Here is a 14,529-nt window from a genome sequence, read left to right on the forward strand (position 1 = left end):
GAATGGAAGCCTAGGAATTCGTTTTCTGGCTTCTTTCGTTGTGATATATTCACTTTCCATAATGTATTTGGGGGCGGAGACCGTTTCTATAGATTCTCCTAATGGTGGCTTTACTACGGGGAGAATACAGAAAATTTCCGGAACTGTAACAGGTATCAATCCTGAAAAAGTCACAGTAGTTATTAATGGAATTCCCCAGATGGTGCCCTTGTATGAAGGAAAATTTTCCTTTAGCACTGTGGCTTCTCCCGGAGACAATCTGGTCGAAGTTCGTGCGGGCAAGGCTTACGATAAGGTCAGCTTTTTTGCAAAGGTTCCACCTAGAGATATCAAAGTAGTGCTTACTTGGGATACTGCGAGTTATACGGATCTTTGGGTAATCGATCCTTCTGGGGAAAAGTGTTACTGGGCGCATACTTCCACAAAGTCTGGAGGCAATCTTGTCTACGATGATGCTAGTTTTGCACCCCAAACTTTTACGATGTCCAAGGCATTGCCTGGAAATTATGCGGTACAAGCGCAGTATTACGCTCCGTTTAACGCTCAGGTTACCAGAGCCAAAGTATATGTAGTTTTGTATGAGGGAACTCCCAGAGAAAAAAGAAAACAATACCAATTCACGATGACCAGGGCCCAGCAAGTTTATCATTTGGGAAATTTTGAGATAGAGCCGGACTGATCAGAATGAACTCTAAAATACATTATAAAATCGGAATTTTATCTGCTACTCTGCTTCTTTATGTAGCAGGGGCGGAAGCTGCTCCTAAATTTTCTTATTCGTATCTGGATGAGGCAGTAAAAGAATTCGAATCTAAAAATTCTACATCATCAGTGGTATTAATGGAAATTGATTCCGGAAAAGTAGAGTATATATACAGACCGGAGATCGCAGTTTCTAAAAAATTACCTCCCGGTTCATTGGTGAAAACCTTCTCCGCTTTAACTTTATTAAAATTCAAAGACAGACTCGGATTTTCTCCGGAAAAAAAAGTCGTATGCAAGGGTAGATTTTACCCGAATGAAAGTATCACCCCCACTAAGTCGGATCTGAACACGCTTCATCTTCCTCAGGACGAAAACGGAAAAGAATACTTAAGATGTTCCTTGGCAAAAGGCCATGGAGAAATGGATCTTAGATCCGCCCTGGTTCAGTCTTGTAACGTATATTTTTTAACGAATGCTTCTTCTGATCCCGAGTTATTTTATTCAAAGTTATATGAGGATTGGAGTTTGGGAAAATCCACTCGCTCCAGATTAGATTCTTATCGAGAACCTTCCGATACGAATTTTATTTCTATCAGTCCTTTGAGAAAAGTAGCTGCTTCTATTGGAGAAGGTGGGATCCTCTTAAGTCCTTTAAAAATTTCACAGTTGTATTCTTCTATTTGGAAAGAAGGTCCAAGACTTTCTCCTTATTGGGGAGCAGGCCAAGAGCCTGTTCGATCGGAAGAGAATCCCTATGCTGGAAAGGATTTGAGATGGATCGCTTCTGTTCTTTCCGAAGTTCCGAAATCCGGGACCTTAAAGGATTTGAATATTCCTGAAAAAGGGAGTTTGGAGATCCTAGGCGGAAAAACAGGGACCGGAACTAAATTTATGCATAAATATGAAACACATGGATGGACAGTATTATCTTTTCGTAAAGATCGAAAATCTTATGTGCTGACCGTTTTTGTGGACAATGGCTCCGGAGGGAATCAGGCCAAATCCTTGGCTTCGATTCTTCTGGATAAGATCGATCCTAAAAATAAAGATTCTGCAATAAAATCAGGTAAATAAAATGAGAACTTGCATCCAAATTTTCAAAACAAAAGTAATTCCTAAGATCAAGAATCTTTTTTCTAAAGAATCTCTGGAGAACTTTAAGACTGGATTTAGGGAAAACATATTAAAAGATCCTAAAGTAGGAATTCCTGCCGGGGCGGGGGTCGTGTTTTTAGCGATTGGCTTCTATCTTTCTTTGAAAGGATATTCCATAGACTCTTCGATCAAAGATCCCGCTCTTCTCATTCCTAAAAAAGCAAACGTTCTCGTGGAAATATATCGTCCAGAAGAGTTTGTAGAAGATCTGGAAAAAACGAGTTTGGGAAGAGAACTTTCCGAAGACGGAACTTTTCAGAAAATTCTTACTCTACCTGAACTTAGAAAGATCAGTTCTATATTATATCTATTAGAAGCAAAAGCGGGAGTTATGACCAAGCCATCTAGGTTGGCTGCTTTATTCGACGGACCTGTGGCTGCTGCAACTTTTCCTAAATCCAATTTTCTACTAGTGGGAAAGGCAAGTGCAAGCTCCAAGTTGGGAGTGAGTTTGATTACTGCATTTAAGGGAGAAAAGATCGTAGTTAAAGAAACCCCTAAAGAAGAAAAACCACAAACTCCTCCACAAACAGAAGAAGGTTATTATACCCCTACCGGTTCAGAGACCACCCATTCTGCAGATGATTTTGCCGACCAATTTGCGGCAGGCTCCGAAAAATTCGGGAACTTGGAAGCGTTTAAATATGAGTTCGGTTCCGGAAAAATTTTGGCGATAGTGCTTGGAGATTTTATCATTCTTACAGATTCGGAAGATCTTTTGGAAAAATCTTTGGACCTGGCTTCTTCCGCAAACAACGATTCATTAGGCAATCAAAGAGGTTTCGATATTCTTAAAAAAGAAACTTCTAAAAAAGAGAACAAGATCTTGTTCTATGCGGGAACTGATTCTTTGATGGGTCCGTTTCTTAAACCTTCATTCGGAAATTCAGGAGCAGCTTTACTTTTAGGTTGGGAAACCGGAAAAAACCTGGAAGGAAAAGTTTATAAGATAGGTGGAGATAAAAACCAAGTAGTTAGTTCGGGTCCTGGTCTTTCCAAAGTACTACCTCGAGAAACGAATTTAGTATTTTATTCGGAAGAATTAAAACCTTCCGAAGTTTGGAAATCTTTAGAATCCGTAAGCGGAGAATGGGAAGAACTTGGAGAAGGATTAAATGCATTTGGTAAAAATGCAGGGATCCACGAACAATACTTCGGCTCCGAGAAAGGGATCGCTCTCAGTTTTAATGGATTGGAATATAAATCGGGTATGATCTATCCAAGATTTGGGATCTCTTTACCTGCCTCCGTCCCGGATGATAAACTTTTAAAGGCGATTTTCAAAGTTGGAAATCCTATCAAAGTTTCTTACCAAAATACAAATTTAGAATCTTATCCTTTGAGAAAAGGCGGCTTTTATACACCAGCATCTTTGAAAGTGGGGAATTGGAAATACTTAGCTTCGGATCGAAAAAGTGCGGAAGAAACTGTTTCCTCAGGAAATGGAAATAGACCTAACCAAGCTGATCTATTCTCTTCCGGTCCTGCAAAAGAATTGGCTTATTATCCACATCATCTTGTGGTTCGTGTGCCCGGAATTTTGGATGATCTCAAAAGTTTTTATTTATACGGAGCGGAAGGTTCTCCTGAATATACTTCCAAAACAATCGACAGAGATGTGCAGCCTATTTTAGATAAACTGAAAGTTTTTGAAAGATTGGTGGTCTCTTTCGGTTCCGGAAAAGAAAACGAAGACTGGGGGAAACTAAAGGTCTTTTAATATCTCGACTTTATAAATTGTGAATATATGTCCTGGATTGGCGTGTTTGGAGTTTCCAAAAAGACCCGAAACCTTGCTTCACCTTTTGTCTTTAAAAGCCAGGAACCCCAGAGAAAAAGTTTTTGATATAAAATCTTTTTTTTAGCTCCATTTCTTGAGTGGATTTCCTTGGTGCATTCTTCGTCGAATTTTTCCCAACTCCAAGGAAACTTAAGATCTACAGATGTAGGTTTAGGATTCGTGGGATACAAAGATTCACAATAAGATTCCTGCATCCAAAAGGAAGTTTCCGATTTGGATTCCGGAGCTAAAAAATGACAGATCTCATGCTTGATCACAGTATCTAAAATTCCTCTTTTAGCTAAACTTTCCGGATTTTGAAAAAAGAATTTATTACGTTCTGGAGAATAGAAAGCAGCTAAGCTTCCCGGTTGGCCCGAGTATTTTCGGAAAACCTCAGAGTTTTCAGAAACAAATATCTGAACGTCTTGTGGGATTCTTTTTTCTAGTCTTTCCGATTCGGATCGGATCTCCGTTACGAATTTATCTGCAAATGTTTCGAGTAATTTGTCCGGATTCTTCTGTTTGTTCCAGTCGTCTAAAAAGTAAAATTCGAATCCTTCTACTTTTCTTCTCGCCGCCTGAGCATTTACGGATTCAAAGAAGAATATTATAAAAAATACATATATTACGGATATTATATAGAAAGATCTCAAGGGATTTGCCTCAGTTCCGCTCCTGGAAAGTAAAAGTGAAGTATCTCTTCCGACTTTGCTCCTCGAAAGGCCATTTCTCTTGCTCCGTATTGGCAAAGGCCGATCCCATGCCCGAATCCTTTTCCTTTCAAATAAAATCCTCGAGCGCTTGTTTCGATCTTAAAATCGTTACTCTTGGTTTTATTCCAGCCTAATATTTTACCGATTTTAGATAAGAATTCGGAGGCTTGGATATTCTTTTTTCCGGAATAATCCTTATATTCTAAGGAAGTTATTCTGGATTCGGAATACTTGGGCTCTAATTCGATTATCTGTTTTGCTCCTAAGGCGGATTCCATTTCTTCTTTAGAGATAAAAGTTTCCCAGGAGAAATACGGAGACTTTTTGCATTGTACTTCTCCTGCATTGGTATCGAGACCGGATCTATAATATTGTGGATTTTTAAAATTCTTCCAAAGTACAGAAGGAGAAGATAAATTTCCTCCACAAGTAGAGTGAAAGAATGTCTCTAAAACTTTTCCATTTTTATCTTGTAGGAGTACTTTTTTAGAAGAGAAGGAAGGTATATTCTCCTTTTTTAATTTCCCTGAAAACTGGAGGCAATGAGTCAGATCGCAAAGATCGTGGCCTTCTTTAGAATGTCTTCCTATGTTTGCGAGTGCGTAAGAGCGGATCATTGCAGCGGCGACGACAGTATATTCCTTTTTCCAGTTTGGATCCGGATTCCTTTCATCCTTAGGATAAAATAGGTCCCCGAATTCTGAGATCATTCCTATCAGCACATATTCTTCGAATGGAACTGCAACTATGAGTTTTAGTTTTCCTTTGGTGGAAGTGATTTCCAGATCTCCTGAATATCTTTTAGTAGTCTGATCTTTCGGCACTTCTAATTCGTATTCTCCGCTGGAAAGTAGGATATGTTCTGAGAGAGAATTTTTAGTTCCGTCTAAGATCCGGATCTTATCTTGTTCTGCTCGGACTAAAATCGTTTTATCTTTTTCTAAACTATTCTTTCCTAAGTATTGAACTCTAGAATTTTTCGCGATGATCCTGACTGAGTCAGGAGAATATTTAGATAAGATCCCGATCTTGATCTTATTTGGGACCGTATCTGCAAATAAAGAAAAAGAGAATAAAAATAGAAAACCCAAACCTACTAGTTTGGAAGGATGGCTCATTGTACTTGGATTGCCTTAGGAAAAGTTGGACAAGAAGAAACGCATAAACCGCAGCCTACGCAGTCTTGAGAAAAGCTCGGTTTATTTCCTTTGAACTGGACTACATTCGGAATTGGACAAGTGATCGCACAGGTCTCGCAGGTTTTTTCTCCTGTTCTGGAATTGATACAATGTTGAAAGAAACCTTTTGCCTTTCCGAATTTAGGAGATTCATTCTCTTTATAAGGTAAAAGTGCACCTGTCTCGCAGGCAGAGATACACGGATAATCTTTGCATAACATACATGCATTTAGATTCACATCCATATGAGGAAAATGTTTGCCTGTTTTATCGTCAGGTACAGGAAACAACACTGAATAAGGACAAGCGTAAATACAATCACTACAAGCGGTACATTTGGAGAAGAACCGTTTTCCTTTTGCATCCGCTCCGGGAGGGAATTGTAAGTTCCTAAAACCTTTAAATTTACTTTTGGCAGTTTTAGGTTTAGGAACTTTGATCTGAGTTTTTTTAGGAGGAACCTTTTCCGGTTCTGTCTTTTTATCTTCCGCTACAGCTGATTTCCAGGTTTCCGAAATTTCATTTACGCCTTCTTCCATAACGGAAAAAGCTTTAGCTAAGCCTTTCCGGAAGAAGTCTTTTCGGTTCATTCTTCACCTATCCTCTCAATATGAGCGCCGAGAGATCTAAGTCTAGTATCTATATCTTGGAATCCTCTATCTATCTGGACGATATTATGGATAGAGCTTGTACCTTCTGCACAGAGAGCTGCGATGATCATTGCCATCCCTGCTCTAATATCGGGGCTTGCTACTTTTTGTCCATAAAGACGATTTGGTCCTATCACGATCGCTCTATGTGGATCGCAGAGTATAATTTGAGCACCCATTGAGATAATATTATCCACGAAGAACAATCTAGATTCGAACATTTTTTCGTGAATGAGTACTGTCCCTTTACATTGTGTTGCAGTGACTAACGCTACAGAAGTCATATCTGCCGGAAAGCCAGGCCATGGAGAATCGTCTATTTTTGGAGTGGCTCCGTGATAATCCGGAATGATCTCCATTTTTTGGTCGGAAGGAACTAAGATGCCTCCGTCTTGGGGGCGAACTTCTATCCCTAAACGAGAATATACCATGCGGATCATTCGGATATCTTCGAGTTCCACATCTCCAATGAAAATTTCTCCGCCGGTGACTGCAGCTAAACTGATAAAACTTCCGATCTCTAAATAATCGGATCCTATCCTATGAGGTTTGTCCGGAGTTTTTAAGGAGCTGACTCCTTCTATCGTGAGAATATTAGAACCGATCCCTGAAATTTTTGCGCCTGCAGAAACTAAAAATTTACAAAGTCTTTGCACATGAGGTTCGCTGGCTGCATGACGTAAGATGGTAATGCCTTCGGAGAGCACTGCCGCCATGACCGCGTTTTCAGTAGCCGTAACAGAAGCTTCGTCCATGAGAAGGTCCGTGCCTCTAAGTCTATCTCCTTTGATTTCGTAACCATCCGGAAATACTTCTATCTGAGCGCCCAATGCTTGGAGTGCGAGAAGATGAGTGTCCATTCTTCTCCGTCCAATCTTGTCTCCGCCTGGTCTTGGTAAAAACACTCTTCCTGTTTTGGCGAGAATGGGACCTGCAAGTGTTACGGCACCTCTGATCTTGGAACATAGTTCTGCAGGAAGATCCGACTTTAGATCTCCGTTATTTCTGAATAAGAAGGTACCCTCTCCCTTATCCTCTACTTCCATTCCTAGATGGCGTAGAACGTCCATGAGCATGAGTACGTCTGAGATCTGGGGGATATTCTCGATAATCACTTCGCCAGGGACTAAACAGACTGCGCCTAAAATAGGTAAGGCCTCGTTTTTGTTCCCTTGGGGCATTACAGTTCCGTGAAGAGGATTTTTACCGATAATTTTGAAGTATGGAGAGCTCATGATCCGACCAGTGTTATTGGTATACTGATCTCTCCTTCTCCTACGGCAAGCACTTCACCAGGGCCTAAATCGATTGACTCAAAAGGTTTTTTTTCCGATCAACGTTGGTACCCATGGATTCTTTTTTACATCGCTTTAGAGAGTTTCAAAAAACACTGTTTTTCGACTTCTTCTGTTTTCTTTGGACTGGGGCATTTGCCTTCTTAGCATTCGCTCCTTTTTATCTCAGCCATTTAGTTTGGATCGCACCCTTTGGTCTGTTTTGGATCACTCATAAATATTCCGGACGATATTGGAGATTGGTAGGGTACGGTTTCCTATTTGGGGTATTCTTCTATGCGATTGCATTCCATTGGATCCATCATATGGCAATGGTTTTCGGGAATTTCCCTTGGCTTGTCTCATTTATCATTCTTCTTTTAGCGGGTGTTTTGTTCGGGGCTAAGTTCCCTATCTTCTTAGTCTCTTATTCCTTTCTTTCCAGAAGAGTAGGAAAACACAGCGTTTGGGTAGCCGGAGTCTGCGGAATGGCAGCGGATATGATCGGATACCAATTGTTTCCTTGGTATTGGGGAAATCTCGCAGCAGGAAATATCATACTCGCTCAAACTGTGGAGATAGCGGGAGTTTATGGACTTTCTTTTTTAGTATTCGTAATCTCTTATACGATTTTTGAAACGAATCTGTTACATCTTCCTGAGATCTTAAGATCCAAAGAGAAAAGATCCCATTTTATAAAGTTCTGGACCTTGCCGTTTGCGTTACTTCTTCTTTTCGTCGTCGTAGGTTCCACCTTGTATTTGAAATGGAAGAACGTAACTCCAAGCAAAACCTTAGAAGTCCTAGTAGTCCAACCAGATGCTCCTATGAGTATTCGAGACGAGAGGGGAAGATCTCCAAGAGAAGTAATAGAAGATCTTATGGGAAGAATGGACAAAATGGTGGAGAACGCTGTCCAAAAAGCGGGCAAAAATCCGGACCTGATCGTTCTACCGGAGGCAGGAATTCCTTATTTTTCCGCGAACAGAGAATTGCTTAAGATTAGAATGGGAGATCGGATCTATTGGCCTAGGTTCGATTCCTTAATGGTTTCTTTTGCGAATCGATATAAGGCGACAGTATTCTTTAATGAAATAGACGCAGCTTATAAGATTAAAAGTTCCGGAAAAGAATATCTCAGGTACTTTAATAATAACGTAATATACGATCCGAATGGTGTCAGAAGGCAGGCTTACCAAAAACAATATTTGGTAATGTTCGGAGAGACCATGCCTTTCGAGTTCATGTACGATCTGAGTCCTCAAACTGGAAGGTTCGATCCGGGAGAATCTTTCGATCTTCTACATTATTATTCCGATATCCCTAAAGAGAGTCCTCAGACTATTTTGCCCGTTACCTGGGAAAAAACAGAAGGAATAGATGCGGATTTTGTAAGAAATTATTATTCTCCGACTCATACTGAATTGAAAGATGAAGGAACTTTTCTTCCTTTGATCTGTTACGAAGTGATCGTTCCGGAATTTGTAAGAAAGTTCAAAGACTCAGGAAATCCTCAGTTCATAGCAAATCTTACCAACGATAAATGGTATGGGACCACTACTGAGAGTGACCAACATTTCGAGTTAGGAAGACTCCGAGCAATTGAATGGAGAAGATGGCTGGTCCGTTCTACCAATTCAGGTATTTCAGGTTACGTGGATCATTTGGGCAATTTTATAGAAGGTAAATCTACTTCTCTTATGAAAGCCGAAACCAGTTGGCAACAGATCCAGGTGATCGATTCTCCTCCTGGATTTTATGTTCTCTATGGAAACCTAATCCCTTGGATCATGATCATCTTAACCGCAGTATATTACGGAAATCTATTACTCCGTAATAATAAATCTGCCGCTTAAGGATTGATCAGATAATAGGAAAAAATCCCCCGAAAGTTTTTATCTTTCGGGAGACTTCCTTCCGGAACTTGGGCACAGTCTAACTTTGAATCTGTAATATAGTAGAGCTGATATGGTTTCGTAAAAAATAAACGAACAAAGAATCGAAGTACTGCTGATATGTTGGAAAGGACATAGATCTGTCCCACGGTATGTCTTCGAGATACAGTTAAACTACAGGAACCGCTTTCGTCTAAGTAAAACTTTTCTTTGATGGGCAGAAGGTATCCTGAAAAAGGTTCCGTTTCCGATTCCAAAACTTCAGACTTCAAAACCTTTGCAGAGAATATCATTTTCCCGGAAGGGTCTAATGCACTTACTGTTCGGATCTCTTCTTCCGGAAAGTTTTCGTTCCCTATAAAGCCGCCTGCAAATAATCTTTCTCCTGCACTATTGATAGAGCGGTATAATTCCCAACGTCTGCTGTATTTGTAAACTTCATAGTTGGTAAGAAGATGTTCCATTCCGCCTCTTCCGTTCAGTTCCATTCTATTTCCGTTTAAGACCAAATATCCTTTTGCAGGAACAGAGGAGAATGCCATGTCCGCTTGTACAAACGCATCTTTTTCAGGTAGATGGATCTTTCCTCCCGATAGAGAAACCGCTTTTGACCAACTGGTTTTATAACTGATCACAAGTTCCGCCGTGTCTGTGACCATCTTGATCTCCGGGCCGCCTTCTCCTTTATAAACGGAACTATCATAAATTTCTAATTCTAGATTTCCGCTCTCCGCTTTGAGTTCGTCTTTGGAATATTCTCTGGTAGAAAATTGTGTTCCGTTTTGTTTATCGAAAACTACAAGGCTTACTCCGCAGTTTTTGGTGCCTGGTCCTAGATTACTTACAATGAATGTGGCAAAGATCCAGGTCTGGTCATCCGTAAAGGAATAGTTCCAAGCTTGGAAATAACCTTCCTGAGTGTAGGGATGGAACCCCATTTCAAGTTTGCTTGTTTTTCTGGCCTGGATTTTTGTTTCGTCCGCCTGTAGTTTCCATTCCCCTAGAGCACAAAATAGTAGTAAAAAGATCAAAAAGGATTTCGAAAGAATGGTTTTAGATCGTTTAAAAGAACAATCGTTCGCCGAAGAATTTTCGGTTGGTAAAAACATGGGGATCAATTCCTAACCTTGGTTTTGTTCTCCGGCAAGCAATTCTTGTCTGGGAGAAATAAATTTTCCTAATTTTGTTTTTATTCGAAACGAATGTATCCCCTTAATATTGAAATTAGCCACAATCCGAATCTATTTTATCCTCTTCCGACTTGGAAGCTGGGACACAAGAGGATTCGAAAATATCGCTGATACATCTAATTTCGTAGGATGGATGGTCCTTTACTCCTTTTGCTTTCATTTCATCCCTTTCCATTCTGATCCCATCTACATGGATCCAAGAATCGGATTCCGATTTTCCAGGAGTTTCGATCCTTGCATAGATCAGATATTCATAATCTCCGAACTTCTTCATGAAAATTTTAGAATATCTGAAATCAGTTTTTACTAATTTTCTTCGGAAGTAACGCAGCTCATTGGATTGGGAACCTTGGAGAGAATCATAGAATCTGTTTACGGAATGTATAATTCCTAAAAAACCCAATTGATCCGTTTTCAATTTCATCCAACCAAAATGTTCTTCTACTTCTCTGCTTCTTCTAACCTTCATAAAAATCCTCCGGGGAAACGGGTTTTGGCCGAAGGAAATGGCTGAAAAAAATTAGAGTTTTATAAAAAAATGGGACCTAAGGGATAAACTTACCTTTCTTATTTGGGACCTTTGTATCGAACTTCAGGAGTTTTTATGCTGAGCATTCTAAATTCGAATGGGTTCTGGTCCGGAATTCTTCCTTTTTGGATCATTTTTTTTCCGTTTCAAACCAATTCTTATTAAAAAAATCCAAGGAAAATCCCGCTGTTACAACTACTTCCCTAAGGAAAGAGAAACACATTGGGATCCTTGGACACGATATACAGACGGGAAAGAGATAGAATCCTTGCATGGGTTCGTTCCAGGGTTGCGGATCCGGAAGAAGCAGAAGATCTTCTTCAGGAATCTTTTTTAACCGCTGTGACCGAGCTGGATTCTGCGGGGTCTATAGAATATCTTTTAGCTTATGTGTATGCGGTACTTCGCAATAAAGTGGGGGACTGGTACAGATTTAAAAAAGCGGGGAAGTATTCTAACTCTCGTTTGGAGCAGGAGTTTTTCTTAGAGGACGCGATACCTGATAAAGCTGCAGGACCTGAAAAGGAATTTTACAGAAGTCTTGTGCTCCAGGAATTAGCGATCGCTGTAGAAGAACTACCTGAAGAACAAAAATCCGCGTTTGTGGAAAATGTGTTCGAAGGAAAATCCTTTAGAGAAATTTCGGAAGCCACCGGAATTCCAGAAGGAACCCTCTCTGCACGAAAATCTTACGCAAAGGATTTTTTAGCAAAACGTTTGAAGGACCTGAAGGTTTTCTTTCTGGAAGAGTTTTAAGTTTTGGAGGAAAACCATGCACGGTACAGGCGAGTTTAGACATAGATTAGGGAAATTTTTTCTGATCATCTTTGTGATGCCTTTGTTCTTCTTCGGTTTGGCTTACGCGGTTTGGCAACTTTGGAACTGGTTGCTTCCTGATATTTTCGGGATCAAGCAGATCAGTTACTGGCAAGCTTTAGGTTTGTTCGTTCTTTCACATATTTTGTTTAAAGGCGGACATTGGTTTGGTCCAGGCCATCACCACGGTCATCGAGAAAGAGCACATTGGAAACGTAGGATGAAAGAGAAGATGAGACAAAAACTTCAACAGAAGTTAGATCAAATCGATCGCGAATTAAGGGAGTAAAATTATGTTTATGGAAGTAAATCATATCGGTATCACCTCCCGTGATCCGGAAGTAAGTGCGAATTTTTATCGTGAAATTTTCGGTCTCCCCCAAAAGGAGGAGACCGAAAGAGCCGCAAAAGTTCTCGGTATAGGAAAATCTAATATAGCGATCTATGGAGAGAAGAATGACCCTTCTTCTCCCGTATTCGGATCCGGGTGTGATTTTGCGATTAGAGTGGATGCGAAAAGTTTTCGTGAGATTGAACAAAGATTATTTTCTCAAAGATTAGAATACGGTGTTCGTAAATCTTCTAAGACACTCTTTCTGAATTTCCAAGATCCCGATGGCTACTTGGTTGAATTGATTTGCGAAGAAGAATAGATCCTAAGCTTCATATTAGGATTTATTCCCTGGGGACTAATACTTTCCCCCATAAGTGGTATATAAGAACAGAATTCGAAGCCCAAGATAGAGATTGCCAAAAAAGGCCGAGCAAAAAATGTACTCTTTACCCACATGGAAACGGAATTACTGGGCCTGTTCTGGACGGAAAAGATCAAGCTCAGCCAGTACACTATCCAAACCGTAAAAGATCTAAGCGATTCACAGCTGGATCATACCGATGCGTTGGGTGAAACAATTCGAAGGTATCTGAATTCCATAGTCGCTTCGGACTTTTTATTCCGTCTTTCCCTTCCGGTCTCATTAGGGATCAGTTCCATCCTGCCTATTCCAAGGCAAACTGAGTCCGATGTCGAAAAAGACTTGGTCAAAGTAAGAGATCTATTCGGTTCCCCGGCTCTTCCTAGCAATTTAAAAGATATAATCGTTAGTTCCGCAGACGGTTTGTATTTCGAAGGATGTAATCCTTCTCTTCTTCCCACCTTACAACGCTGGAAAAAGATACTTTTACGTTTAGAAAAGTCCATAGCCGGCCTGAATGGAAAAGATTCTTTAAAATATCGTTATTTTTCAGTCCTGGGGATCGTTTCCCTACCGGTCGCTATTAATTATTTTTCCACCCAAAACCTATACTACCTCCGAAGCGGAATCTTGAAAATAAAGGAGAATCCTTCTTTCCCGAAGTCCTAAGTCCTTAGAAAATGGAAAAACCTAAGGTTAAAAACCTGCAATCCATCTGACATTCTAAGGAGAATTCCAATGGCTAAAATTAAGGTGAAAACTCCTCTCGTCGAACTCGACGGGGACGAGATGACACGTATAATTTGGAAAGAAATTAAGGATCGTTTCATTCATCCTTATCTTGATATAGAATTAGATTATTATGATCTAGGCGTAGAATATCGAGATAAAACGGAAGATAAGGTCACTGTTGATTCCGCTAATGCTATTTTAAAATACGGGGTGGGCGTTAAGTGCGCTACCATCACTCCGAATCAAGATCGGGTCGTTGAATACAAACTCAAAAAAGAATGGAAGTCGCCAAACGGGACTATTCGTTCCATTCTTGACGGAACAGTTTTCCGTAAACCGATCATCGTAAACAATATTCCTTCTGGAGTTAGATCCTGGCAAAAACCGATCGTAGTAGGTCGTCACGCATTCGGAGATCTTTATAAAGACACTGAGCTTTATATTCCGGAAGCCGGAAAAGTAGAGATCGTATTTACTACAAAAGACGGAAAAGAAAAAGAAAGAGTTACTATCAACGACTTCGACGGACCTGGAGTTGTGATGGGACAGTTCAATTTGGACAAGTCCATCTATAGTTTCGCAGAAGCTTGTTTCAATTACGCGATTTCCGAAAAGATCAACGTATGGTTTGCTACTAAAGACACCATCTCTAAAAAATACCATGCTCGTTTCCGTGCAATCTTCGACGAAGTTTCTACTAAAAGAGCGGCGGAATTGAAAGCAGCCGGTATCGAATACTGGTATTACTTGATCGACGACGCAGTTGCTCAGATCGTTAAGAACCCAGGCGGAATGCTTTGGGCTCTCATGAACTACGACGGAGACGTAATGTCCGATATGGTTGCATCCGGATTCGGATCCTTAGGACTCATGACTTCAGTTCTTGTTTCTCCAGACGGAAAATTCGAATACGAAGCGGCTCACGGAACTGTGACTCGTCACTACCGTCAGTATCAAAAAGGAGAAACTACTTCGACCAACTCTGTAGCTTCTATCTTTGCATGGACCGGAGCTCTTGCTAAGAGGGGAGAATTGGATGGAACTCCTGATGTTGTAGCTTTCGCTCAAAAATTGGAGAAGGCGGTAATCGACACCATCCAAGCGGGAGAAATGACCAAGGACTTAGTCCTACTTACCACAACCAAAGGCCCGAAACAATTAGATACCTTCCAGTTTATGGAGGCGATTCAAAAACGCCTTTAGTATGAATGGGA

At 40.5% G+C, this 14,529-nt stretch carries 15 protein-coding genes; 9 read left to right on the top strand and 6 right to left on the bottom strand.

All coding sequences use genetic code 11. The annotated features are described in order from the left end of the window. Positions 1-61 precede the first annotated feature (61 nt). From LPTSP_RS14945 to LPTSP_RS14955, 3 genes are read left to right on the top strand one after another with little or no spacing between them, the layout of a single operon-like run. On the top strand, positions 62-679 hold the full coding sequence (locus LPTSP_RS14945) for a DUF2135 domain-containing protein (protein WP_439957025.1): 618 nt from the start codon (positions 62-64) through the stop codon (positions 677-679). Positions 680-684: 5 nt separating this feature from the next. Further along, positions 685-1,779 carry a penicillin-binding transpeptidase domain-containing protein gene (locus tag LPTSP_RS14950; protein ID WP_108929477.1) on the top strand — a complete coding sequence of 365 codons (1,095 nt, stop codon included), beginning with the start codon at positions 685-687 and terminating at the stop codon, positions 1,777-1,779. Between the two features lies 1 nt (position 1,780). Next, complete coding sequence (locus LPTSP_RS14955; RefSeq protein ID WP_108929478.1) at positions 1,781-3,580, top strand: hypothetical protein; 1,800 nt, start codon at positions 1,781-1,783, stop codon at positions 3,578-3,580. On the opposite strand, the gene LPTSP_RS14960 is transcribed toward LPTSP_RS14955, so the two are convergent. Genes LPTSP_RS14960 through murA form a run of 4 tightly spaced genes read right to left on the bottom strand, consistent with a single transcriptional unit; the run spans position 3,577 to position 7,419 of the window. Then, a complete protein-coding gene (locus LPTSP_RS14960) occupies positions 3,577-4,296 on the bottom strand; it encodes a hypothetical protein (RefSeq protein WP_108929479.1) in 720 nt (239 codons plus the stop codon). The genes LPTSP_RS14955 and LPTSP_RS14960 overlap by 4 nt on opposite strands. After that, positions 4,293-5,474, bottom strand: a complete 1,182-nt coding sequence (locus LPTSP_RS14965; RefSeq protein ID WP_108929480.1) for a SpoIID/LytB domain-containing protein — start codon at positions 5,472-5,474, stop codon at positions 4,293-4,295. The genes LPTSP_RS14960 and LPTSP_RS14965 overlap by 4 nt, the downstream gene beginning before the upstream one ends. Next, positions 5,471-6,124, bottom strand: coding sequence for a 4Fe-4S dicluster domain-containing protein (locus LPTSP_RS14970; RefSeq protein WP_108929481.1), 654 nt, complete (start codon positions 6,122-6,124; stop codon positions 5,471-5,473). Before LPTSP_RS14970 ends, LPTSP_RS14965 begins: the two co-directional genes overlap by 4 nt. Beyond that, positions 6,121-7,419, bottom strand: a complete 1,299-nt coding sequence (gene murA, locus LPTSP_RS14975; RefSeq protein ID WP_108929482.1) for a UDP-N-acetylglucosamine 1-carboxyvinyltransferase — start codon at positions 7,417-7,419, stop codon at positions 6,121-6,123. The genes LPTSP_RS14970 and murA overlap by 4 nt, the downstream gene beginning before the upstream one ends. 113 nt (positions 7,420-7,532) lie before the next feature. Between murA and LPTSP_RS14980 the strand changes: the two genes are divergently transcribed. Next, positions 7,533-9,314 carry an apolipoprotein N-acyltransferase gene (locus LPTSP_RS14980; RefSeq protein ID WP_108929483.1) on the top strand — a complete coding sequence of 594 codons (1,782 nt, stop codon included), beginning with the start codon at positions 7,533-7,535 and terminating at the stop codon, positions 9,312-9,314. On the opposite strand, the gene LPTSP_RS14985 is transcribed toward LPTSP_RS14980, so the two are convergent. Together LPTSP_RS14985 and LPTSP_RS14990 are read right to left on the bottom strand one after the other, a co-directional pair. Then, positions 9,311-10,462, bottom strand: a complete 1,152-nt coding sequence (locus LPTSP_RS14985; protein ID WP_108929484.1) for a hypothetical protein — start codon at positions 10,460-10,462, stop codon at positions 9,311-9,313. The genes LPTSP_RS14980 and LPTSP_RS14985 overlap by 4 nt on opposite strands. 115 nt (positions 10,463-10,577) lie before the next feature. After that, positions 10,578-11,012 carry an LIC_13246 family protein gene (locus LPTSP_RS14990; protein WP_108929485.1) on the bottom strand — a complete coding sequence of 145 codons (435 nt, stop codon included), beginning with the start codon at positions 11,010-11,012 and terminating at the stop codon, positions 10,578-10,580. 282 nt (positions 11,013-11,294) lie between these two features. On the opposite strand from LPTSP_RS14990, the gene LPTSP_RS14995 reads away from it, so the two are divergent. The 5 genes from LPTSP_RS14995 (at position 11,295) to LPTSP_RS15015 (ending at position 14,518) form a co-directional block, all read left to right on the top strand. Further along, positions 11,295-11,828 carry an RNA polymerase sigma factor gene (locus tag LPTSP_RS14995; RefSeq protein WP_108929486.1) on the top strand — a complete coding sequence of 178 codons (534 nt, stop codon included), beginning with the start codon at positions 11,295-11,297 and terminating at the stop codon, positions 11,826-11,828. Positions 11,829-11,844: 16 nt separating this feature from the next. Further along, positions 11,845-12,177: a hypothetical protein gene (locus tag LPTSP_RS15000; protein WP_108929487.1), complete on the top strand. Its 333-nt coding sequence runs from the start codon at positions 11,845-11,847 to the stop codon at positions 12,175-12,177. 10 nt (positions 12,178-12,187) lie between these two features. Beyond that, on the top strand, positions 12,188-12,541 hold the full coding sequence (locus tag LPTSP_RS15005; RefSeq protein WP_245915583.1) for a VOC family protein: 354 nt from the start codon (positions 12,188-12,190) through the stop codon (positions 12,539-12,541). 135 nt (positions 12,542-12,676) lie between these two features. After that, the gene (locus tag LPTSP_RS15010; RefSeq protein ID WP_108929489.1) at positions 12,677-13,252 is read left to right on the top strand and encodes a hypothetical protein; all 576 of its coding nucleotides are present in this window, start codon (positions 12,677-12,679) and stop codon (positions 13,250-13,252) included. Between the two features lie 69 nt (positions 13,253-13,321). Beyond that, positions 13,322-14,518, top strand: a complete 1,197-nt coding sequence (locus LPTSP_RS15015; RefSeq protein WP_108929490.1) for an NADP-dependent isocitrate dehydrogenase — start codon at positions 13,322-13,324, stop codon at positions 14,516-14,518. The last annotated feature ends 11 nt before the right edge of the window (positions 14,519-14,529 follow it).

Source organism: Leptospira johnsonii (genome assembly GCF_003112675.1).
Classification (GTDB): domain Bacteria; phylum Spirochaetota; class Leptospiria; order Leptospirales; family Leptospiraceae; genus Leptospira_B; species Leptospira_B johnsonii.

Bases quoted from the DNA above. Each gene is read 5' to 3' on its own strand.
- LPTSP_RS15000 (WP_108929487.1), top strand. From the start codon at position 11,845: ATGCACGGTACAGGCGAGTTTAGACATAGATTAGGGAAATTTTTTCTG.
- LPTSP_RS14965 (WP_108929480.1), bottom strand. From the start codon at position 5,474: ATGAGCCATCCTTCCAAACTAGTAGGTTTGGGTTTTCTATTTTTATTC.
- LPTSP_RS15015 (WP_108929490.1), top strand. From the start codon at position 13,322: ATGGCTAAAATTAAGGTGAAAACTCCTCTCGTCGAACTCGACGGGGAC.
- LPTSP_RS14985 (WP_108929484.1), bottom strand. From the start codon at position 10,462: ATGTTTTTACCAACCGAAAATTCTTCGGCGAACGATTGTTCTTTTAAA.
- LPTSP_RS14950 (WP_108929477.1), top strand. From the start codon at position 685: ATGAACTCTAAAATACATTATAAAATCGGAATTTTATCTGCTACTCTG.
- LPTSP_RS14955 (WP_108929478.1), top strand. From the start codon at position 1,781: ATGAGAACTTGCATCCAAATTTTCAAAACAAAAGTAATTCCTAAGATC.
- murA (WP_108929482.1), bottom strand. From the start codon at position 7,419: ATGAGCTCTCCATACTTCAAAATTATCGGTAAAAATCCTCTTCACGGA.
- LPTSP_RS15005 (WP_245915583.1), top strand. From the start codon at position 12,188: ATGGAAGTAAATCATATCGGTATCACCTCCCGTGATCCGGAAGTAAGT.
- LPTSP_RS14990 (WP_108929485.1), bottom strand. From the start codon at position 11,012: ATGAAGGTTAGAAGAAGCAGAGAAGTAGAAGAACATTTTGGTTGGATG.
- LPTSP_RS14970 (WP_108929481.1), bottom strand. From the start codon at position 6,124: ATGAACCGAAAAGACTTCTTCCGGAAAGGCTTAGCTAAAGCTTTTTCC.
- LPTSP_RS14945 (WP_439957025.1), top strand. From the start codon at position 62: ATGTATTTGGGGGCGGAGACCGTTTCTATAGATTCTCCTAATGGTGGC.
- LPTSP_RS14980 (WP_108929483.1), top strand. From the start codon at position 7,533: ATGGATTCTTTTTTACATCGCTTTAGAGAGTTTCAAAAAACACTGTTT.
- LPTSP_RS15010 (WP_108929489.1), top strand. From the start codon at position 12,677: ATGGAAACGGAATTACTGGGCCTGTTCTGGACGGAAAAGATCAAGCTC.